The sequence below is a fragment of the Citrobacter sp. Res13-Sevr-PEB04-36 genome (genome assembly GCF_015672735.1).
Taxonomy (GTDB): Bacteria; Pseudomonadota; Gammaproteobacteria; order Enterobacterales; family Enterobacteriaceae; genus Citrobacter.
In genome coordinates, this window is sequence record NZ_JADABY010000007.1 from 96,133 (window position 1) to 117,259 (window position 21,127).

At 53.7% G+C, this 21,127-nt stretch carries 17 protein-coding genes; 9 read left to right on the forward strand and 8 right to left on the reverse strand.

Annotated features, from left to right (window positions below):
- Positions 1 to 164: 164 nt before the first annotated feature.
- The 3 genes from polB to rluA all read left to right on the forward strand — a co-directional run bounded on the left by polB (position 165) and on the right by rluA (position 6,269).
- On the forward strand, positions 165 to 2,516 hold the full coding sequence (gene polB / locus IMQ48_RS02230; protein ID WP_196207732.1) for a DNA polymerase II: 2,352 nt from the start codon (positions 165 to 167) through the stop codon (positions 2,514 to 2,516).
- Positions 2,517 to 2,691: 175 nt separating this feature from the next.
- Positions 2,692 to 5,598: an RNA polymerase-associated protein RapA gene (gene rapA, locus IMQ48_RS02235; RefSeq protein WP_196207733.1), complete on the forward strand. Its 2,907-nt coding sequence runs from the start codon at positions 2,692 to 2,694 to the stop codon at positions 5,596 to 5,598.
- Between the two features lie 11 nt (positions 5,599 to 5,609).
- Complete coding sequence (gene rluA / locus IMQ48_RS02240) at positions 5,610 to 6,269, forward strand: bifunctional tRNA pseudouridine(32) synthase/23S rRNA pseudouridine(746) synthase RluA (protein ID WP_115259480.1); 660 nt, start codon at positions 5,610 to 5,612, stop codon at positions 6,267 to 6,269.
- Between the two features lie 95 nt (positions 6,270 to 6,364).
- On the opposite strand, the gene djlA is transcribed toward rluA, so the two are convergent.
- Positions 6,365 to 7,177 carry a co-chaperone DjlA gene (gene djlA / locus IMQ48_RS02245; RefSeq protein WP_181618629.1) on the reverse strand — a complete coding sequence of 271 codons (813 nt, stop codon included), beginning with the start codon at positions 7,175 to 7,177 and terminating at the stop codon, positions 6,365 to 6,367.
- 378 nt (positions 7,178 to 7,555) lie between these two features.
- Between djlA and lptD the strand changes: the two genes are divergently transcribed.
- The 6 genes from lptD to apaH all read left to right on the forward strand — a co-directional run bounded on the left by lptD (position 7,556) and on the right by apaH (position 14,501).
- Positions 7,556 to 9,913 carry an LPS assembly protein LptD gene (lptD, locus tag IMQ48_RS02250; RefSeq protein ID WP_196207734.1) on the forward strand — a complete coding sequence of 786 codons (2,358 nt, stop codon included), beginning with the start codon at positions 7,556 to 7,558 and terminating at the stop codon, positions 9,911 to 9,913.
- A gap of 256 nt (positions 9,914 to 10,169) precedes the next feature.
- A complete protein-coding gene (gene surA / locus IMQ48_RS02255) occupies positions 10,170 to 11,456 on the forward strand; it encodes a peptidylprolyl isomerase SurA (protein WP_196207735.1) in 1,287 nt (428 codons plus the stop codon).
- A complete protein-coding gene (gene pdxA, locus IMQ48_RS02260) occupies positions 11,456 to 12,448 on the forward strand; it encodes a 4-hydroxythreonine-4-phosphate dehydrogenase PdxA (RefSeq protein WP_196207736.1) in 993 nt (330 codons plus the stop codon). The genes surA and pdxA overlap by 1 nt, the downstream gene beginning before the upstream one ends.
- Positions 12,441 to 13,262 (forward strand): 16S rRNA (adenine(1518)-N(6)/adenine(1519)-N(6))-dimethyltransferase RsmA, encoded by an 822-nt coding sequence (gene rsmA / locus IMQ48_RS02265; RefSeq protein ID WP_196207737.1) that lies wholly within the window; start codon positions 12,441 to 12,443, stop codon positions 13,260 to 13,262. Before pdxA ends, rsmA begins: the two co-directional genes overlap by 8 nt.
- Before the next feature lie 2 nt (positions 13,263 to 13,264).
- Positions 13,265 to 13,642, forward strand: a complete 378-nt coding sequence (gene apaG / locus IMQ48_RS02270) for a Co2+/Mg2+ efflux protein ApaG (protein ID WP_045439694.1) — start codon at positions 13,265 to 13,267, stop codon at positions 13,640 to 13,642.
- A gap of 10 nt (positions 13,643 to 13,652) precedes the next feature.
- Positions 13,653 to 14,501, forward strand: coding sequence for a bis(5'-nucleosyl)-tetraphosphatase (symmetrical) ApaH (gene apaH / locus IMQ48_RS02275; RefSeq protein ID WP_196207738.1), 849 nt, complete (start codon positions 13,653 to 13,655; stop codon positions 14,499 to 14,501).
- Positions 14,502 to 14,597: 96 nt separating this feature from the next.
- Here apaH and folA read toward each other — a convergent pair whose 3' ends face one another.
- From folA to IMQ48_RS02310, 7 genes are all read right to left on the reverse strand, one after another.
- Positions 14,598 to 15,077, reverse strand: a complete 480-nt coding sequence (folA, locus tag IMQ48_RS02280; protein WP_137383754.1) for a type 3 dihydrofolate reductase — start codon at positions 15,075 to 15,077, stop codon at positions 14,598 to 14,600.
- Between the two features lie 198 nt (positions 15,078 to 15,275).
- The gene (gene kefC / locus IMQ48_RS02285) at positions 15,276 to 17,138 is read right to left on the reverse strand and encodes a glutathione-regulated potassium-efflux system protein KefC (RefSeq protein WP_196207739.1); all 1,863 of its coding nucleotides are present in this window, start codon (positions 17,136 to 17,138) and stop codon (positions 15,276 to 15,278) included.
- Complete coding sequence (gene kefF / locus IMQ48_RS02290) at positions 17,131 to 17,661, reverse strand: glutathione-regulated potassium-efflux system oxidoreductase KefF (protein WP_196207740.1); 531 nt, start codon at positions 17,659 to 17,661, stop codon at positions 17,131 to 17,133. The genes kefC and kefF overlap by 8 nt, the downstream gene beginning before the upstream one ends.
- 104 nt (positions 17,662 to 17,765) lie before the next feature.
- Entirely contained in the window at positions 17,766 to 17,999 is a 234-nt protein-coding gene (locus IMQ48_RS02295; protein WP_196207741.1) for a YgdI/YgdR family lipoprotein, read from the reverse strand.
- Between the two features lie 90 nt (positions 18,000 to 18,089).
- Positions 18,090 to 19,433 carry an MFS transporter gene (locus IMQ48_RS02300; RefSeq protein WP_196207742.1) on the reverse strand — a complete coding sequence of 448 codons (1,344 nt, stop codon included), beginning with the start codon at positions 19,431 to 19,433 and terminating at the stop codon, positions 18,090 to 18,092.
- A 108-nt stretch (positions 19,434 to 19,541) separates the two neighbouring features.
- On the reverse strand, positions 19,542 to 19,829 hold the full coding sequence (gene fixX, locus IMQ48_RS02305) for a ferredoxin-like protein FixX (RefSeq protein ID WP_096758345.1): 288 nt from the start codon (positions 19,827 to 19,829) through the stop codon (positions 19,542 to 19,544).
- Positions 19,826 to 21,112 (reverse strand): FAD-dependent oxidoreductase, encoded by a 1,287-nt coding sequence (locus tag IMQ48_RS02310; RefSeq protein ID WP_196207743.1) that lies wholly within the window; start codon positions 21,110 to 21,112, stop codon positions 19,826 to 19,828. Before IMQ48_RS02310 ends, fixX begins: the two co-directional genes overlap by 4 nt.
- Positions 21,113 to 21,127 lie beyond the last annotated feature (15 nt).

The following is a 21,127-nucleotide window of genomic DNA, read 5'->3' on the forward strand; positions in this document are numbered from 1 at the left end:
AGTAATAAAAAACAAAATCCAAAAACCCACGAATAAAATAATTCATCCACCCCAATCTCAATCATCCTATTCATGGCTTAAATGCATCATACCCTGTACAAAATAACAGTATATCTGAGTAAACCAGGCTATAATCATGCCGGGCTTTTTGATGGGTATACAGCGTGGCGCAGGCAGGTTTTATTTTAACCCGGCACTGGCGGGATACCCCGCAGGGGACAGAGGTTTCATTCTGGCTGGCAACGGACAACGGGCCGTTGCAGGTCACGCTTGCGCCACAGGAGTCGGTTGCCTTTATCCCCACCAGCCAGGTTTCCCGCGTTACCACATTATTACGCGCAGAAAACGGCTATCGGCTGGCGCCGCTTAACCTGAGAGATTTTCATCGCCAGCCCGTTTCTGGCCTGTACTGCCATTCGCATCGCCAACTAATGCGCCTCGAGAAACTGCTGCGCGAAAACAGCGTCACGGTGTATGAGGCTGACGTGCGTCCCCCGGAACGGTATCTAATGGAGCGGTTTATCACCTCCCCCGTTTGGGTGGACGGCGATCGGCATAACAACACGCTGATCAACGCCCGGCTTAAGCCAAACCCGGACTATCGCCCACCCTTAAAATGGCTGTCGCTGGATATCGAAACCACGCGGCACGGCGAGCTTTACTGCATTGGCCTCGAAGGTTGCGGGCAGCGCATTGTCTATATGCTCGGTCCGGCCAATGGCGATGCCTCACAGCTTGATTTTGAACTTGAATATGTGGCGAGTCGCCCACTGTTGCTGGAAAAACTCAACGCGTGGATAGCCCGTCACGATCCTGATGTCATCATCGGCTGGAACGTAGTGCAGTTCGATTTACGCGTTCTGCAAAATCATGCCGAGCGTTACCGAATTCCCCTGCGTTTTGGCCGCGACAACAGCGAACTGGAATGGCGCGAGCACGGTTTCAAAAACGGCGTTTTTTTCGCCCAAGCCAAAGGCCGCCTGATTATTGACGGCATTGAAGCCCTCAAATCCGCATTCTGGAATTTTTCTTCGTTTTCGCTGGAAACAGTGTCACAGGAGCTACTGGGTGAAGGGAAATCGATTGATAATCCCTGGGACCGCATGGACGAAATTGACCGTCGGTTCGCTCAGGATAAGCCCGCGCTTGCTACTTATAATCTCAAAGACTGTGAGCTGGTCACACGGATCTTTCATAAAACCGAGATCATGCCGTTTCTGCTGGAGCGTTCAACGGTTAACGGCCTGCCGGTTGACAGGCACGGTGGTTCAGTTGCCGCCTTTGGTCACCTCTATCTTCCGCGCATGCACCGTGCTGGCTACGTCGCGCCAAATCTCGGTGAAGTCCCACCGCTCGCCAGCCCTGGCGGCTATGTGATGGACTCGCGTCCTGGTTTGTATGATTCGGTGCTGGTACTGGATTACAAAAGCCTGTACCCGTCGATCATCCGCACTTTTTTGATCGATCCGGTAGGACTTATCGAAGGCATGGCACAGCCAGATCCTGAACACAGCACTGAAGGGTTTCTTGACGCCTGGTTCTCACGCGAAAAGCATTGCCTACCGGAAATAGTGACCCAGATCTGGCACGGGCGTGACGAAGCAAAACGCCAGGGAAATAAGCCGCTCTCGCAGGCGCTCAAAATCATTATGAACGCCTTTTACGGCGTGCTAGGCACCACGGCATGTCGATTTTTCGATCCCAGACTGGCCTCGTCGATCACCATGCGCGGGCATGCGATCATGCGCCAGACCAAAGCGCTGATTGAGGCGCAGGGCTACGACGTTATTTATGGCGATACCGACTCAACGTTTGTCTGGCTCAAAGGCGCGCATACAGAAGAAAATGCGGCAAAGATTGGTCGGGAGCTGGTGCGCCACGTCAATACCTGGTGGGCGCAGTCGCTGCAACAAAAAAACCTGACCAGCGCGCTGGAGCTGGAATTTGAAACCCATTTCTGCCGTTTTCTCATGCCGACCATCCGTGGCGCGGATACCGGCAGCAAGAAACGCTACGCCGGACTCATTCAAGATGGAGATCAACAGCGCATGGTCTTCAAAGGGTTGGAAACGGTGCGCACCGACTGGACTCCGCTGGCGCAACGCTTCCAGCAGGAACTCTATTTACGGGTCTTTCGTCAGGAGCCGTATCAGGACTTTGTCAGGGAAACCATCGACAACCTGATGGCCGGTGAACTGGACGAACAGCTGGTTTACCGCAAGCGCCTGCGCCGCCCGTTAAGCGAATACCAGCGTAATGTTCCGCCGCACGTTCGTGCCGCGCGGCTTGCCGACGAACAGAACGTCAAGCGAGGCCGCCCGCCGCAGTATCAAAATCGTGGCACCATTAAATATGTCTGGACAATTAATGGCCCGGAACCTGTGGATTATCAGCTCTCTGCCCTGGATTACGAGCATTATCTCACCCGCCAGATACAGCCGGTTGCCGAGGGAATTCTTCCCTTTGTTGATGATAACTTTGCTACACTACTCACAGGGCAACTGGGGTTATTTTGACGCGTGACGAAACCGCCGCCATCCAGTACCATAGCGCCCTTTCCATTCCTGGACCCATTTAACACCACTACCACTGATTCATTAGCCTGGTAGCGGGGTCGTATGCTCTGAAAACTCGGGTTACCCGATAAATGACGAGTATTACCTGCAATTAAAGATATAGAGCCGAACACATATGCCTTTTACACTTGGTCAACGCTGGATCAGCGATACAGAAAGCGAATTGGGACTTGGTACCGTTGTCGCCATGGATGCGCGAACCGTCACCCTACTTTTCTCCTCGACGGGTGAAAACCGTCTGTATGCGCGCAGTGACTGCCCCGTGACCCGCGTGATGTTCAATCCTGGCGATACGATAACAAGCCATGAAGGCTGGCAATTGCATGTCGATGAAGTAAAAGAAGAAAACGGACTGCTTGCCTATATCGGAACCCGCCTTGATACCGAAGAAACCGGCGTTGTGTTGCGCGAAGTGCTGCTCGACAGCAAGCTAGTCTTCAGCAAACCTCAGGACCGCCTGTTTGCCGGCCAAATCGATCGAATGGACCGCTTTGCACTGCGCTATCGGGCGCGTAAATTTCAGAGCGAACAGTATCGTATGCCGTGGAGTGGTCTGCGTGGTCAACGTACCAGCCTGATCCCCCACCAGCTTAATATTGCCCATGATGTCGGTCGTCGCCATGCCCCTCGCGTTTTGCTGGCAGATGAAGTAGGCCTGGGGAAAACCATTGAAGCCGGGATGATCCTGCATCAGCAACTGCTGTCCGGCGCCGCCGAACGCGTGCTGATCATCGTCCCTGAGACGTTACAGCACCAGTGGCTGGTCGAAATGCTGCGCCGTTTCAACCTGCGCTTTGCGCTGTTTGATGATGAGCGCTATGCCGAAGCGCAGCACGATGCCTACAACCCGTTTGAAACCGAGCAACTGATCATCTGCTCGCTGGACTTTGCTCGTCGTAGCAAGCAGCGTCTGGAACATTTGTGTGAAGCAGAATGGGATCTGTTGGTGGTTGATGAAGCCCATCACCTGGTGTGGAGCGAAGATGCGCCAAGCCGCGAGTATTTGGCGATTGAACAACTGGCCGAGCGCGTACCGGGTATCCTGCTGCTGACTGCCACGCCGGAACAGCTGGGCATGGAAAGCCACTTTGCACGTTTACGCCTGCTGGACCCAAGCCGTTTCCACGATTTCGAGCAGTTTGTTGAAGAGCAAAAAAATTACCGTCCGGTAGCTGATGCCGTTGCCATGCTGCTGGCAGGCAACAAACTGAGCAATAATGAGCTGAACATGCTCGGCGATCTGATTGGCGAGCAGGACATTGAGCCGCTGCTGCAGGCCGCTAACAGCGATCGTGAAGATGCCCAGAGCGCGCGCCAGGAGCTGGTTTCCATGCTGATGGATCGCCATGGCACCAGCCGCGTGCTGTTCCGTAACACCCGTAACGGGGTAAAAGGTTTCCCGAAACGCGAACTGCATACCATCAAGCTGCCGCTGCCGACCCAATACCAGACGGCAATCAAAGTCTCCGGCATTATGGGCGCACGTAAGAGCGCAGAAGAGCGCGCCCGCGACATGCTCTACCCGGAGCAGATTTATCAGGAGTTCGAAGGCGATACCGGCACCTGGTGGAACTTCGACCCACGCGTTGAATGGTTGATGGGCTACCTGACCAGCCATCGTTCGCAGAAAGTACTGGTTATCTGTGCGAAAGCGACCACCGCGTTGCAGCTGGAGCAGGTGCTGCGCGAGCGTGAAGGCATTCGTGCCGCCGTATTCCATGAGGGTATGTCGATCATCGAACGTGACCGTGCTGCCGCCTGGTTTAGCGAAGAAGACAGCGGTGCCCAGGTGATGCTGTGCTCGGAGATCGGTTCTGAAGGCCGTAACTTCCAGTTCGCCAGCAACCTGGTGATGTTTGACCTGCCGTTTAACCCGGATCTGCTGGAACAACGTATTGGACGTCTGGACCGTATTGGTCAGGCGCACGATATTCAGATTCACGTCCCCTACCTGGAAAAAACCGCCCAGTCCGTGCTGGTGCGCTGGTACCACGAAGGTCTGGATGCATTTGAGCACACCTGCCCGACCGGGCGTACGATTTATGACACAGTCTATAACAACCTGATTGGTTATCTGGCAGAGCCGGAAAACAACGAAGGATTTGATGACCTGATCAAAACCTGCCGCGAACAGCATGACGCGCTGAAAGTACAGCTGGAGCAAGGACGTGACCGTCTGCTGGAAATTCACTCCAACGGTGGTGAAAAAGCGCAGGCACTGGCCGAGAGCATTGAAGAGCAGGATGATGACACCAGCCTGATCGCTTTCGCTATGAACCTGTTTGATATCGTCGGTATTAATCAGGACGATCGCGGGGACAACTTAATTGTGCTGACGCCGTCCGATCATATGCTGGTCCCGGATTTCCCAGGACTGCCGGAAGATGGCTGCACCATTACCTTTGAGCGAGATATTGCACTGTCGCGTGAAGACGCCCAGTTTATCACCTGGGAGCATCCGCTGATCCGCAACGGTCTGGATCTAATCCTGTCTGGCGATACCGGCAGCAGCACGATTTCTCTTTTGAAAAACAAAGCATTACCGGTTGGTACCCTACTGGTTGAACTGGTATATGTGGTTGAAGCGCAGGCACCGAAGCAACTGCAGCTCAACCGCTTCCTGCCACCGACACCGGTGCGCATGTTGCTGGATAAAAACGGTAACAACCTCGCCGCCCAGGTGGAGTTTGAAACCTTTAACCGCCAACTCAGCGCCGTTAACCGCCATACCGGTAGCAAGCTGGTCAATGCCGTGCAGCAAGATGTCCATGCGATTCTGCAGTTGGGTGAAGCACAGGTTGAGCAATCTGCCCGCGCGCTGATCGACGCCGCGCGTAAAGAAGCGGATGAGAAGCTGTCTGCAGAACTGTCGCGTCTGGAAGCGCTGCGCGCCGTTAACCCGAATATCCGTGATGACGAACTTTCCGCAATTGAAAGCAACCGCCAACAGGTCATGGAAAGCCTGGATCAGGCCGGCTGGCGTCTGGATGCCTTACGCCTGATCGTCGTGACGCATCAGTAACGGAGCCATACATGGGGATGGAAAACTACAATCCGCCGCAGGAACCCTGGCTGGTTATCCTGTATCAGGATGAACACATTATGGTGGTCAACAAGCCGAGCGGTTTGCTGTCCGTGCCGGGTCGCCTTGAAGAGCACAAAGACAGCGTGATGACGCGTATTCAACGCGACTATCCACTGGCGGAATCAGTGCATCGTCTGGACATGGCCACCAGCGGCGTAATTGTAGTGGCGCTGACCAAAGCGGCAGAGCGCGAGCTAAAGCGTCAATTTCGCGAGCGCGAACCGAAGAAGCAATATGTCGCACGCGTGTGGGGACATCCCTCACCCGCCGAGGGACTGGTGGATTTACCGCTGATTTGCGACTGGCCGAACCGACCAAAACAGAAAGTGTGTTATGAGACGGGCAAAGCCGCGCAGACCGAATATGAAGTGGTGGAATTCGCGGCGGATAATACCGCCCGGGTGGTGCTGAAACCCATTACCGGGCGTTCTCATCAGCTACGCGTGCATATGCTGGCGTTAGGGCATCCGATTCTGGGTGACCGCTTCTATGCCCCGCCGGAGGCCCTGGCGTTAGCGCCACGCCTGCTGCTGCATGCCGAGATGCTCACCATTACCCATCCCGAGTACGGCAACAGTATGACCTTTAAAGTCCCAGCGGATTTTTAAATTCTGAGCCAATTTATGCCGGGGGCACTTCGCTTGCCCGGCCTACATTCATTAACGTAGGCCGGATAAGGCGCTAGCCACATCCGGCAATTCAATCACTTGAATCCTTTTTGATCCTTAATCAGCTCGTAAGCTTTTTGAATTTCCTGCGCTTTTTGCTTGGCCATTTCCATCATTTCTGGCGGCAGTCCTTTCGCGACCAGCTTGTCGGGATGGTGCTCGCTCATCAGTTTACGATAAGCCCGCTTAATAGTAGTGGCATCGTCGGTCGCTTTAACACCCAGCACATTACACGCATCTTCCAGCGTCGGGCCACGCTGTGCCTGCTGCCAGCCACCGCCAGACTGTTGCTGATATCCACCACCAAACTGCGCACCACCCTGCATCATGCGCAGATACTGATCAAATTGCGCGCGCGAGATCCCCAGCTCTTCAGCGATTACATACAGCACTTCGCGTTCGTTAGGATGCAGAGACCCGTCCGCAAACGCCGCCTGAATTTGGATCTCCAGGAACATACGGATCAGATCGAAGCGGCCAAAACAGACGCTGCGAAACTGGCGCATTTTTTCACGTAATGGGTAATTGTCTGATTTTCCCACCCGGAAGGCATGCTGCGCGGCGGTACGTGAATCCCCGTGTAAATTCATCCGGTCCATCAGCTGGCTGGCGATATGAATATCGGCTTCCGTGACGCGTCCTTTTGATTTAGTCAGGTGTCCCATCACCTCAAAGGTGGTAGCAAAAAACAGCGCCTGACGTTCACGTTGATTGGCAAACCACGCCATTTTGCGCATGCGGGCTTTGTCGAACATATGGCCGACTAGCAGACCTAAAACCACGCCCCAGAAGCCGCCGCCCATCATTAAGGCCACGGCCACACCAATAATCTTTCCCCAATACTGCATAGACTCCCCAAATCTTTACGCTGCCAGCCGGGCTATGTACCACAATATAAGGTGCTTTTACCGTTTTACGGCAGCGGTCAATTGTGGGACATCGCCTATAATTTGCATTATCATACCTGTCATTCAATGCCGTGCCTAACACCACAAACGCTATACCCGTTGGATTTCGAGTTGCAACAAGGCGGTAACACAGTCACTCCCAAGAGCTTGCCAATGTAAGTAACTGGGGTGAACGAGGAAGACAACGAAGATGCAGCTTGAAAGGTGGCAGGTATAAAATGGGCTGGATTAATACTAGCGAAGTGAAGATGAGATAAGTTAGGCTGTGACCGTTTGTCACGCGCGACGCTACTGATGATGGAACAATAAATACAACGTATGAAAAAACGTATTCCCACTCTTCTGGCCACCATGATTGCCAGCGCCCTTTATAGTCAACAGGGCCTGGCAGCCGATCTCGCCTCACAGTGCATGTTGGGCGTGCCGAGCTATAACCGTCCTCTGGTGCAGGGCGAGACCAATGAATTACCTGTTACCATCAATGCCGATCACGCGAAAGGGAACTACCCGGATGACGCCGTGTTTACTGGCAACGTGGATATCGCACAGGGTAACAGCCGCCTGCAGGCTGACGAAGTGCAGCTGCACCAGAAGCAGGCCGAGGGTCTGCCGGAGCCGGTTCGTACCGTCGATGCGCTGGGTAACGTCCATTATGATGACAACCAGGTCATTCTGAAGGGACCAAAGGGTTGGTCGAATCTGAATACCAAAGATACCAACATCTGGGAAGGTGACTATCAGATGGTGGGACGTCAGGGACGCGGAAAAGCCGACCTGATGAAACAGCGTGGTGAAAACCGCTATACCATTCTGGAAAATGGGAGCTTTACCTCCTGTCTGCCGGGCTCCAATACCTGGAGCGTTGTCGGTAGCGAAGTGATCCACGACCGTGAAGAACAGGTTGCAGAAATCTGGAACGCCCGCTTTAAGCTGGGTCCGGTTCCGGTCTTTTACAGCCCGTATATGCAGCTGCCCGTCGGCGACAAACGCCGCTCCGGTTTCTTGATCCCGAACGCAAAATACACTAGCAATAACTATTTTGAGTTCTACCTGCCATATTACTGGAACATTGCGCCCAATATGGACGCCACCATCACGCCGCATTACATGCACCGTCGTGGCGGCGTGATGTGGGAGAACGAATTCCGCTACCTCAGCCAGGCGGGTGCCGGTTTAATGGAATTCGACTATCTGAACTCTGATAAAGTCTACGAGGATGAAAACTCGAAGGATGACAACTCGCGCCGCTGGCTGTTCTACTGGCGCCACGCTGGCGTGATGGACCAGGTATGGCGCTTTAATGTCGACTACACCAAGGTCAGCGACTCCAGCTATTTCAACGACTTTGATAACAAGTATGGTTCCAGTACCGACGGTTACGCCACGCAGAAATTCAGCGTCGGCTACGCGGTGAAAAACTTTGATGCGACAGTATCCACCAAACAGTTCCAGGTCTTTGGCGATCAGAACAAGAGTAGCTATTCCGCCGAGCCACAGCTAGACGTTAACTTCTATCAGAACGACGTTGGTCCATTTGATACCCGCGTTTATGCGCAGGCAGTGCATTTCGTCAACACGACCGACAACATGCCGGAAGCAACGCGTTTACACCTCGAACCGACCATCAATCTGCCTTTATCTAATCAGTGGGGAAGTATCAACACTGAAGCCAAAATGCTGGCGACACACTATCAGCAGACCAACCTGGATTGGTATAACAGTAACCCGCAGAACACCAAGCTGGATGACTCCGCCAACCGCGTGATGCCGCAATTCAAAGTCGACGGTAAAATGGTCTTTGAGCGTGACATGGAAATGCTGGCGCCAGGCTATACTCAGACGCTCGAGCCGCGCGCGCAATATCTGTACGTGCCGTATCGCGACCAAAGTCATATCTATAACTATGACTCTTCCCTGCTGCAATCTGACTACAGCGGCCTGTTCCGCGACCGCACCTATGGCGGCCTGGACCGTATTGCCTCAGCCAATCAGGTGACGACCGGGGTCACATCTCGCGTATATGATGACGCTGCCGTTGAACGTTTTAACATTTCTGTGGGTCAAATCTACTATTTCACCGAGTCTCGCACCGGTGATGACCAGATAAAATGGGAGAATGACGACCAAACCGGCTCGCTAGTGTGGGCAGGCGATACCTACTGGCGTATCTCCGATCGCTGGGGTTTACGCAGCGGGATCCAGTACGACACCCGTCTGGACAGCATCGCGACCAGCAGCAGCAGTATCGAATACCGTCGTGACGAAAACAGTTTACTGCAGTTGAACTACCGCTACGCCAGTCCGGAATATATTCAGGCCGCAGTACCTTCGCGTGATGTGACAAACGCACAGTATGCAAACGGGATCTCTCAGGTGGGTGGCGTGGCCAGCTTGCCGATTGCTGACCGTTGGTCAATTGTCGGGGCGTACTACTTCGATACCAATGTGAACAAAGCAGCGGACTCAATGCTGGGCTTACAGTACAACTCCTGCTGTTACGCTATTCGCTTTGGCTACGAGCGTAAGCTGAACGGATGGGATAACAAAATGCAACACGCGATTTATGACAACACGATCGGCTTTAATATCGAACTGCGCGGTCTGAGCTCTAACTATGGTCTCGGCACCAGTCAAATGTTGCGTTCGAATATTTTGCCGTATCAAAGCACATTATGATCTGATTGATTAATACCCAATGGATTTCGAGCTGCATTGAGGCGGCAACTGAGAAAAGCCCCAGGAGCATACATAAGTAAGTGACTGGGGTGAATGACAAGTCTGTGAGGAACAGATTTGAACGTCGCACAGCGACGGCCCGTAAGGGCGGGTCTCATGGATGAAACGAGTAACTCAGCAGCCAACAAAAATGCAGTTTGAAAGACGACGGGTATAAACGTAATCCGCCTTGCGGTTAATTAATAATGGAAAAAGTATGAAGAACTGGAAAACGCTGCTTCTCGGTATCGCCATGGTCGCGAATACCAGTTTCGCTGCCCCACAGGTAGTCGATAAAGTCGCAGCCGTCGTCAATAACGGCGTCGTTCTGGAAAGCGACGTCGATGGATTAATGCAGTCAGTAAAACTTAATGCGGGTCAGGCGGGTCAGCAATTACCCGACGACGCTACGCTGCGTCATCAGATCCTCGAACGTTTGATCATGGATCAAATCGTTCTGCAGATGGGTCAGAAGATGGGGGTGAAAATCTCTGATGAGCAGTTGGATCAAGCCATTGCCAACATCGCTAAGCAGAACAACATGACAGTGGACCAGATGCGCAGCCGTCTGGCACATGATGGCCTGAGCTATTCTACCTATCGTAGCCAGATCCGCAAAGAGATGACCATCTCTGAAGTGCGTAACAATGAAGTCCGCCGTCGCGTCACCATTCTACCGCAAGAAGTAGACGCTCTGGCACAGCAGGTTGGCAACCAAAATGATGCCAGCACTGAACTGAATCTGAGCCACATTCTGATTCCGTTACCGGAAAACCCAACCTCAGACCAGGTTAACGAAGCAGAAAGCCAGGCGCGTTCAGTTGTCGATGAAGCTCGTAATGGTAGCGATTTCGGCAAACTGGCTATCACCTATTCCGCAGACCAGCAGGCACTGAAAGGTGGTCAGATGGGTTGGGGCCGTATTCAGGAACTGCCGGGTATCTTTGCTCAGGCGTTAAGCACCGCGAAAAAAGGCGATATTATCGGCCCGATCCGTTCAGGTGTCGGTTTCCACATCCTGAAAGTCAACGATATGCGTGGCCAGAGCCAGAGCATCTCCGTGACTGAAGTTCATGCCCGCCATATCCTGCTGAAACCGTCGCCGATCATGACCGATCAGCAAGCGCGCCAGAAGCTGGAGCAAATTGCGGCTGATATTAAGAGCGGTAAAACCACCTTTGCCGCCGCTGCTAAAGAGTTCTCTCAGGATCCTGGTTCAGCAAACCAGGGCGGCGATCTGGGCTGGGCTGCAGCGGATATCTTCGATCCGGCCTTCCGCGATGCGCTGACCCGACTGAATAAAGGCCAGATGAGCGCCCCGGTACACTCCTCTTTTGGCTGGCACCTGATCGAACTGCTGGACACGCGTAACGTTGATAAAACTGACGCCGCGCAGAAAGACAAAGCCTATCGCATGCTGATGAACCGTAAGTTCTCAGAAGAAGCGGCAACCTGGATGCAAGAACAGCGTGCCAGTGCGTACGTTAAAATTCTGAGCAACTAATGGCCCGTACTCAACGCGTTGTCATCACTCCCGGCGAGCCTGCCGGGATTGGCCCGGACCTGGTGGTCCAGCTTGCGCAGCGTGAGTGGCCGGTAGAACTCGTCATCTGCGCCGATGCCGCACTACTTTCAAACCGGGCAGCCATGCTCGGTTTACCGCTCTCGCTCCTCCCCTACTCTCCAGAAACGCCTGCTAAACCACAATTAGCAGGCACATTGACACTGCTACCGATTGCGCTGCGGGCCCCTGCCGTTGCGGGTCAACTGGCGGTAGAAAATGGACCGTATGTGGTCGATACGCTGGCTCGCGCGTGCGACGGTTGCTTACATGGAGAGTTTGCCGCGCTGGTTACCGGCCCGGTTCACAAGGGCGTGATCAATGACGCCGGCGTGCCGTTTACCGGACACACCGAATTTTTTGAACAACGTTCGCAAGCGAAAAAAGTCGTGATGATGCTGGCAACCGAAGAGTTGCGCGTAGCACTGGCAACCACGCACCTGCCGCTCAGAGACGTTGCCGATGCGATTACGCCCGCGCTACTGCGGGAAGTGATCGGCATCCTGCATCATGATTTACGCACCAAGTTTGGTCTGAACGATCCGCAGATTCTGGTCTGTGGCCTGAACCCGCATGCGGGGGAAGGGGGTCATATGGGAACGGAAGAGATCGACACGCTCATTCCGGTACTGGATGAGATGCGCGCACAGGGCATGAAATTGCATGGCCCACTGCCTGCAGACACCCTGTTTCAGCCCAAATATCTCAATAGCGCGGATGCTGTGCTGGCAATGTACCACGATCAGGGCCTCCCCGTGCTAAAATACCAGGGATTTGGTCGCGGTGTGAATATCACACTGGGCCTGCCATTTATTCGCACATCCGTTGATCACGGCACCGCACTTGAACTGGCGGGTCGTGGACAAGCAGATGTCGGCAGTTTTATTACGGCGCTTAACCTCGCCATCAAGATGATTGTTAATACTAATGAATAATCGAGTCCATCAGGGCCATTTAGCCCGTAAACGTTTCGGGCAAAACTTCCTCAACGATCAATTTGTGATCGAAAGTATTGTCTCTGCTATCAACCCGCAAAAGGGCCAGGCCATGGTCGAAATCGGCCCGGGCCTTGCGGCACTGACCGAGCCGGTAGGTGAACGTCTGGACAAGCTCACGGTCATTGAACTGGACCGCGATCTGGCCGCACGCCTGCAAACGCACCCGTTTTTAGGGCCAAAGCTGACTATCTATCAGCAAGACGCCATGACCATGAACTTCGGCGAGTTGTCGCAAACCCTGGGACAGCCGCTGCGCGTATTTGGTAACCTGCCTTACAACATCTCCACGCCGCTGATGTTCCATCTTTTTACCTATACTGATGCCATTGCCGACATGCATTTCATGTTGCAAAAAGAAGTGGTCAACCGTCTGGTTGCAGGGCCAAACAGTAAAGCGTATGGTCGACTAACCGTTATGGCACAATATTACTGCCAGGTGATCCCGGTACTCGAAGTGCCGCCATCAGCGTTCACGCCTGCGCCTAAAGTCGATTCTGCCGTTGTACGCCTGGTCCCTCACGCGACAATGCCGTACCCGGTTAAAGATGTTCGCGTCCTGAGCCGCATTACCACCGAAGCGTTTAACCAGCGCCGTAAAACGGTACGTAACAGCCTTGGTAATCTGTTCAGCGTTGAAGTACTGACGGAGCTGGGTGTTGATCCGGCGTTGCGCGCGGAAAATATCTCTGTCGCCCAATACTGCCGGATGGCTAACTATCTGTCAGAAAAAGCGCCATCGAAGGAGAGTTAAGCATGATCAATTCGCCCCGAGTGTGTATTCAGGTACAAAGCGTCTATATTGAGGCGCAATCCTCACCTGATGATGAACGTTACGTTTTCGCTTATACCGTAACTATTCGCAATTTGGGGCGAGCGCCAGTACAGCTGTTAGGGCGTTACTGGTTAATTACCAATGGTCATGGCCGTGAAACCGAAGTCCAGGGCGAAGGTGTGGTAGGCGTTCAGCCCCACATTGAGCCCGGCGAAGAGTACCAGTATACCAGCGGTGCGGTGATTGAAACCCCGCTGGGTACCATGCAGGGGCATTACGAAATGATTGATGAGCAGGGCGTTGCCTTTACCATCGACATTCCCGTATTCAGGCTCGCCGTTCCAACTCTCATCCACTAAAACAATAGCTATGGCAACATACCTCATTGGCGACGTTCATGGTTGTTACGATGAACTGGTAGCCTTGCTGCATCAAGTCAATTTTGCCCCCGGGAAAGATACCTTATGGCTCACCGGCGACCTGGTCGCTCGTGGGCCCGGCTCTCTGGACGTGCTGCGCTATGTCAAATCGCTCGGCGATAGCGTGCGGTTAGTATTAGGTAATCACGATTTACACCTGCTGGCAGTGTTTGCAGGCATCAGCCGGAATAAACCCAAAGACAGGCTGGCGTCGCTGCTCGAAGCTCCGGATGCTGATTCGCTGCTGAACTGGCTACGTCGCCAACCTCTGTTGCAGGTAGACGAAGAGAAGAAGCTGGTGATGGCGCATGCCGGGATTACGCCACAATGGGATCTACAAACCGCGAAAGACTGCGCCCGGGATGTCGAAGCGGTACTGTCGAGCGACTCGTATCCGTTCTTCCTCGATGCCATGTATGGCGACATGCCAAATAACTGGACGCCGGAACTGACGGGACTTGCCCGCCTACGTTTTATTACAAACGCCTTTACCCGTATGCGCTATTGCTTCCCCAACGGCCAGCTGGATATGTACAGCAAAGAGTCGCCGGAAGACGCGCCTGCGCCGCTGAAACCGTGGTTTGCCATCCCTGGACCGGTAAATGACGCCTATAGTATTGCCTTTGGGCACTGGGCATCGCTGGAAGGTAAAGGGACGCCGGAAGGGATTTACGCGTTGGATACGGGCTGCTGCTGGGGCGGGGATCTCACCTGTCTACGTTGGGAAGACAAGCAGTACTTTACTCAGCCGTCAAATCGCCATCAGAGTCTGGATCCCGGCGAGGCGGTAAACGCCTGAAATGTTTATGCCTGATGGCGCTACGCTTATCAGGCCTACTCCAGTGCCGGATGTAGGCCGGATAAGGCGTTTCACCGCCATCCGGCATTGACATGCTTAACGACGTTCCAGAACTTCGAAGCAGTAGCTGTGCGAGTTTTGCGCGTCGGCATCGTGGAATTCACTGAAAACAGATTCCCAGTCGTCTGGCTCATAGTCAGGGAAATGCGTATCCCCTTCAACTTCTGCATCAATATGCGTCAGATACAGCTTCTGCGCTTTAGGCAAGAACTGCTCATACACGCGCCCACCGCCAATCACCATAATTTCGGGTTCATCGCCACAGGCAGCAATCGCCTCATCAACAGACTTCACCCACTGCACGCGATCGTCGGTGCCAGGCTTGCTGCTGATGACGATATTTTTACGCCCTGGCAACGGTCGGCCGATCGATTCCCAGGTATGGCGTCCCATGACAACTGGCTTGTTTAAGGTATTACGTTTAAACCAGGCGAGATCGGCAGGGAGGTTCCACGGCATGGCGTTTTCCATACCGATGACGCGATCTACCGCTAACGCCGCAATCAGACTGATCATTGAATATTTCCCGGATACAAAAAAATTGTCGCCACTATACGGAAAGCGCATTCTTTCGTCGACTAGCCAAAGGAAGATGTGCAGGAAAATTTTCTGTTCTGCTGGCGAGTCCGTAACTTCTGAGCGGACTCCCAGCATTACAGTAGTTCAAAAACAGCCAATTAGCAGTAAAGTTTGCAGAACATCACACTTTTTACCCTATGCTGACGGTTTCACTTCCGGCTCATCTGCGATGTCGCCCGTATGTTTACCTTCATCCGTGCCTTGCCAGCCATGGCGTTGAATGAGAGACAAATGCTGACGATCCTCGGTAATAATTTCACTCAGCATGGCGCTGGTGCGTTTATATACTGCCGCGCGTGAAATCGCGTCGTTTTCACCTTTCACCATCTCTTCAACCATCAGCATATTGAAGCGACGGAATACATCGGCCCGCTCGCGTGCTTCATAGCGCCCAAGCCCCAGACCTTCCAGCGCCAGACGCCCGGTTTTTAATGCGCCTTCAAAGGTTTCACGCTCGGGCATCTCGACCCCCGCCTGACGCAGACGGATGTAATGATCAACATCGCGCGCCCGGGCAATAATTTGCAGGTGCGGGAAATGTGCTTTCACCATTTCGGTCAATTGCAGGCTGGTTTGCGGATCGTCAATAGCGTTAATGATCACCTCCGCTTTCGCGGCACCCGCAGACTCCAGCAGATCCATCCGTGTCGCATCGCCATAAAAAACCTTCATACCAAATTTGCGCAGCGTTTCGATATGGTCCGGATCATGATCGAGTACCACCATCTTCACCCCGCTCGACAACAGCAAACGACCGGTTATCTGACCAAATCGACCAAACCCGGCAATGATCACCCGAGGTTGCTCCTCATCGATTTCATCCGCCTCACGCGCTTCACCGGCGGACGATTTTTCCAGACGCGTCAGGACAACCAGTAAAATTGGCGTAGCCGCCATAGACAGCGCCACCGCCAGCGTCAGCGCTTTTGCCCATTCAGGGTTAAGCACATTGGCCATTTGCGCCGCACCAAACACCACGAAGGCAAACTCACTCCCCTGTCCTAATAATACGGCAAACCAGCGACGTTGCTTGTTCGGCACCTGCAACGGCTTAGCAATTACCCACAGCATGATGGTTTTGATTGCCAGGAAACCCGCCAGCAGAATAATAATACGCAGCGGATTATCAATCAGCGTGCCGAAGTCGATAGACATCCCGACGCCGATGAAAAACAGCCCCAGCAACAGCCCTTTAAACGGTTCGATATCGCTTTCCAGGGCATGACGATACTCCGAGCTTGCCAGCAACACTCCCGCCAGGAATGCACCCATCGCCATCGACAGGCCCACTTCTTCCAGCAATAAACCGAATCCAAAAACAAGGAACAGGGCAACGGCGCTGAACACCTCCCGCAGCCCGGAGCGCGCGACAAAACGCAGGGCCGGTCGTGTGACATATCGCCCCAGCACCACCACCAATGCCAGCGCACCAGCCACTTTCAGCGCTGACAGCGCAAACGCCCCAAGCGTGGTTGACGCCCCGCTCGCCGCCAGCAGCGGGATCATGGCAACTAGCGGAATGGCGGCAATATCCTGGAACAGCAGCACGGCAAATGCGCTGCGTCCCAATTGCGACACCATCAAGTTACGTTCATTCATCGCTTGCATGGCGATAGCCGTGGAGGATAGTGCCAGCGTCATGCCAATCAGTTCTGCCACCTGCCAGCGCAGGCCAAGGAACATACAGAACAGACCAATCAATCCACCACAAACCACCATTTGCAATGCGCCGCCGCCAAACACCGAGGCACGTAGCTTCCACAAGCGCTGTGGGTCGAGTTCCAGACCGATGACAAACAGCATCAGCACCACGCCGATTTCTGCAAAATGCAGGATAGATTCAGCGTCCGTCACCAGTCTTAAACCCCACGGGCCGATGATGCACCCTGCAATGAGATACCCCAGCACCGACCCTAACCCCAACCGGACCGCAATCGGTACAATCAACGCCGCTGAACCAAGATATATCAGCGCCTGTATCAGAGTATGACTATCCATGATGTGTCTCCTGCCATTCCATTAAGCGCTGCTTGTAATGCCGCGCCTGCGCCTGCAGCGTTTCGTCGTCACAGATGAACGTACAGTGCATCGCAAAAGGCGGCAGCCACTTAAGACCGCAATATAACGCCGTGGCCTGCAAAGGCTGGGAAAGCACGTCAAACCCCGGATGGGCGCCGATATCAAAATGATTTTCACCGCCGCCGGTGGTGACCGCCCACAGCAAATGTTTACCGTGCAGCGCGGTACCGCCATGACCATACGCCCAGCCGTGGGCAAGAACTTTGTCCATCCACAGTTTGAGGAGAGGCGGCGTGCTGTACCACTGCATGGGATGCTGCCAGACGATAAGGCTCGCGCGTGAAAGCGCGTCTTGTTCCGCGGCGATGTCGATATTGAAGTCGGGGTAAAGCTGGTAGAGCGAACGAACCTCTACACCCTCCAGCGCCCTTGCCTGCTCAAGCATCCGCTTATTCGCATGCGAATGCTGCGGATAGGGATGTGCATAAATGATGAGAATCATGATTAGCCTGCTATCACTGCATTATTGTAATACCAGTGAGTTTAGTCAGTTAATCAGCAGGCTAAAAGTCAATATTATTGAGTAGCTGAATGGAGAAAACTGAATTAGTTGTCGAGTTCGCTCATATCTTTCACTTGATCGCGGTTAATTTGTTCCGTTTTACCGGTTTCCGCATTTTCATACGACACCAGGCCAGTATCGTCATCCACCTGCGGCTTGCCGTCGGTAACGATAGTTTTACCGTCGGTCGTTTTAACCGCCTGGTTTGAGGAACAACCGGCGACGGTGAACAGCGCTGCTGCGGTAAAAATCGAGGTGATCAGAATATGTTTTTGCATGGTGTTCTCCCTGCTTTTCAGTCATTTTCAGTGATATACCGATTAAGCTTAGACTAACTGACTGAGGAACAGGGAAAATACAGAACACTCCTAATGGGTCACTCTCGACACAGGCTTACTGCGGATCGTCATTTGGCTGGTCTGAGCCAGCGTCATCCCCCGCGTTTCTGGCGCATAGGCAATAGAAACCAGCAGACCAATCAGCGAAATCCCGGCCCCCATTAGCATTACGTGGCTGATCCCGTATTTGGTGATGAGGACAGGCAGCGCCCAGGTGGAAACAATGGTCCCTACCCGGCTTAGCGACATAATCACCCCGACGGCTGACGCACGAATATCGGTAGGGAACAGCTCATTGGGATACAGCCACTGAAGATTCCCCGGCCCTCCCGAGAAAAACGCATACACAGCAAACGCCAGCACCACCAGCCAGACGCCCATATCCGGGATCAACCCCAACGCAGCCAGCGCCAGCGTCATCATAATAAAGCTGCCGATCAACAGCGGTCGACGACCCGCGCTGTTGAGCCAGAACATCGGCGGAATACAGCCCAGCATAAAGAACAAGCTAATCACCACGTTACCCAGTGCAGCGCTTTTCCCAACGCCGAGGCCGAGCAGCCCGACAATTTGTGGACCGAAGGTGTAAATGGCGAACATCGGAATCACCTGGCAGGTCCAGATGGCGGCAACAAACAGGACAAACGGAAAATGGCGGCGATTAAACAACTGGAGAAAGCGTGTTTCCTGCGGTGCTTCTTCGTCGAACACCACCGGCTCGCCGAACAGCTTGATCATCATCGCTTCACACTCTTTAACCCGACCTTTACGCAGCAGCCAGCGCGGCGATTCGGGAAGGTCAAAGCGACCGATGAGGATCAAAATGCAGGGGATCACCGCACTCCCCAGCATCCAGCGCCATCCGCCCTCGACATCATACAGCCAGTAACCGACCAGATCGGCACAGGTTGCACCGACATACCACATGGCGGCAATAAAACCGATGGAGAAGGCGCGCTGGCGAGTATTAGAAAATTCGGTGATCATGGAAGTGGCTATCGGATAATCAGCACCAATCACCACCCCAATCAGCACCCGCATCACCAACAATTCAACGGGGGACGTCACAAACATCGTTGCCGCCGATATCACGCCAATGGCGATGATATCGATGATAAACATTTTGCGCCGCCCAACTTTGTCAGAGATATAGCCAAACAGCGACGTGCCGACAAACAGCCCAGCCAGAGTTCCGGCTCCCAGCAGACCAATCCACTCAGCATCCAGGTTCAATGCCGGTGTAAGCTGCTCCAGCGCAACGCCAATCATCACCAACACATAGCCATCCAGAAACGGTCCGCCGCTTCCCCACAGCATTATCCGGCGGTGAATAGAGGTGAATTTGATGTCATCAAAGTTCCTGGGCTGCTGCATGGTGATGTCCTGTTTTATTTAACTTAATGCCTGATGGCGCTGCGCTTATCAGGCCTACGTACTGTGCCTGTAGGCCGGATAAGGCGAAGCCGCCATCCGGCACCAGGTTTAGCCGTAGCGGAATTCCACGCCAAAGGTGCCGCGCGGGTATTCCCATTTCTCCAGCGCCGTATCGAGACCGAGAATTCGACAGGTACCGCATTCCAGGCAACCGGCGTAATCAAAACGCACGCTGCCGTCATCCTGCTTTTTATACAAACCGGCTGGGCAGGCTTTGATCAACACCTCCAGCACCTGCTTATCAGGCTGAGTCTTCAGAATGATGTGCGGACTTTCTTCATCGACATTGAATTTATTGACGCCCAGCTTGACGTCCACATTGACGGGAGAAGTCATAATACGGTCACTCCTTTAAGGCCATCTTTCATCAGGTTGATGAAGCCCACTTTCTTCGCATGACGCAGCAATGTCTTACGCACAGGGACCGGCGCTGAGCCATCGACGGTGAACAGGTCGCGGGCGATATTGACCACCATTTCTGGATAGGCGGTAAACATACGAGGGTTATCGAGGAACGCGGGTAGCTTCTGATACATGCGCATATCGCGCATAGGACCATCATCCAGATGCTGGTGATATTCACCAAGCGCCTGTTTGCTAAAGTCGTCACGTTTCATGGCTGAAAGTACCGTTTTAGCTGCCGCTTCACCTGCCGAGATAGCCAAATCCATACCGCGAATGGTGAAGCCAAGGTTCATACACATTCCGGCAGCATCACCGGCAATGAGTACACCGTCGCCCACCAGCTCCGGCTGCATATTCATCCCGGCTTCCGGCACCACGTGAGCGGCATATTCCACCAACTTGCCACCGGCAATCAGCGGTGCAACGGCCGGGTGCTGTTTGAAATCTTCCAGCATTTGTGGAACCGATTTTTTCGCGTCTTTCAGGTGATGAAGGCCGCATACCAGCCCCAAAGAAACGGTGGTTTCATTAGTATAGAGGAAGCCACCGCCCATCAGACCGTCGGTTGGCGCCCCGGCAAACAGACAGGCTGCGCCTTCGTTGCCCTGCAGATGAAAGCGGTCTTCAATCACCGATTTCGGTAATTCGATAAGCTCCTTCACACCAACGGCAACATGTGCCGCCTCAACGCGCCTGGCCATGCCCAACTTTTCTGCCAGCAAAGAATTCACGCCGTCGGCGAGAATCACCACTTTTGCTTCAAGGATGTCGCCATCGGCTTCCACGCCCACAACTTTGCCATCACGCTGGACGACGTTATCCACGCGAATACCTGTGATCAACTGGGCTCCAGCCTCTTCAGCCTGTTCCATTAGCCAGGCGTCAAATTTACTGCGCAATACGGAATAGGAAACTTGCGACGCCGTCGCTTCTTCTCCGTTGCAGTAATCCATCGTCATCGCCCCTTTTTCAGTCATAAAGGCGAGTTTTTCGTGGGTGATTATGCGTTCAATGGGAGCATGCTCAGCAAAACCGGGGATGATACGCTCCAGGCTATGCGCATACATGCGACCACCGGTGACATTCTTCGCGCCAGCAGAATTGCCGCGCTCGATAACCAGCACCTGTGCACCTTCGCGAGCGAGCACCAGCGCCGCAACCGAACCGGCCAGGCCTGCACCCACGATAATGGCATCAAAGATATCTTCGGACATAAGTACTCCTCTCAG

Excerpts from the sequence above, each read along its gene's own strand:
- IMQ48_RS02310 (WP_196207743.1), bottom strand. The coding sequence starts at position 21,112 with ATGTCCGAAGATATCTTTGATGCCATTATCGTGGGTGCAGGCCTGGCC.
- folA (WP_137383754.1), bottom strand. The coding sequence starts at position 15,077 with ATGATCAGTCTGATTGCGGCGTTAGCGGTAGATCGCGTCATCGGTATG.
- surA (WP_196207735.1), top strand. The coding sequence starts at position 10,170 with ATGAAGAACTGGAAAACGCTGCTTCTCGGTATCGCCATGGTCGCGAAT.
- pdxA (WP_196207736.1), top strand. The coding sequence starts at position 11,456 with ATGGCCCGTACTCAACGCGTTGTCATCACTCCCGGCGAGCCTGCCGGG.
- rapA (WP_196207733.1), top strand. The coding sequence starts at position 2,692 with ATGCCTTTTACACTTGGTCAACGCTGGATCAGCGATACAGAAAGCGAA.
- rsmA (WP_196207737.1), top strand. The coding sequence starts at position 12,441 with ATGAATAATCGAGTCCATCAGGGCCATTTAGCCCGTAAACGTTTCGGG.
- fixX (WP_096758345.1), bottom strand. The coding sequence starts at position 19,829 with ATGACTTCTCCCGTCAATGTGGACGTCAAGCTGGGCGTCAATAAATTC.
- djlA (WP_181618629.1), bottom strand. The coding sequence starts at position 7,177 with ATGCAGTATTGGGGAAAGATTATTGGTGTGGCCGTGGCCTTAATGATG.
- kefF (WP_196207740.1), bottom strand. The coding sequence starts at position 17,661 with ATGATTCTCATCATTTATGCACATCCCTATCCGCAGCATTCGCATGCG.
- IMQ48_RS02300 (WP_196207742.1), bottom strand. The coding sequence starts at position 19,433 with ATGCAGCAGCCCAGGAACTTTGATGACATCAAATTCACCTCTATTCAC.
- rluA (WP_115259480.1), top strand. The coding sequence starts at position 5,610 with ATGGGGATGGAAAACTACAATCCGCCGCAGGAACCCTGGCTGGTTATC.
- apaH (WP_196207738.1), top strand. The coding sequence starts at position 13,653 with ATGGCAACATACCTCATTGGCGACGTTCATGGTTGTTACGATGAACTG.
- apaG (WP_045439694.1), top strand. The coding sequence starts at position 13,265 with ATGATCAATTCGCCCCGAGTGTGTATTCAGGTACAAAGCGTCTATATT.
- lptD (WP_196207734.1), top strand. The coding sequence starts at position 7,556 with ATGAAAAAACGTATTCCCACTCTTCTGGCCACCATGATTGCCAGCGCC.
- IMQ48_RS02295 (WP_196207741.1), bottom strand. The coding sequence starts at position 17,999 with ATGCAAAAACATATTCTGATCACCTCGATTTTTACCGCAGCAGCGCTG.
- kefC (WP_196207739.1), bottom strand. The coding sequence starts at position 17,138 with ATGGATAGTCATACTCTGATACAGGCGCTGATATATCTTGGTTCAGCG.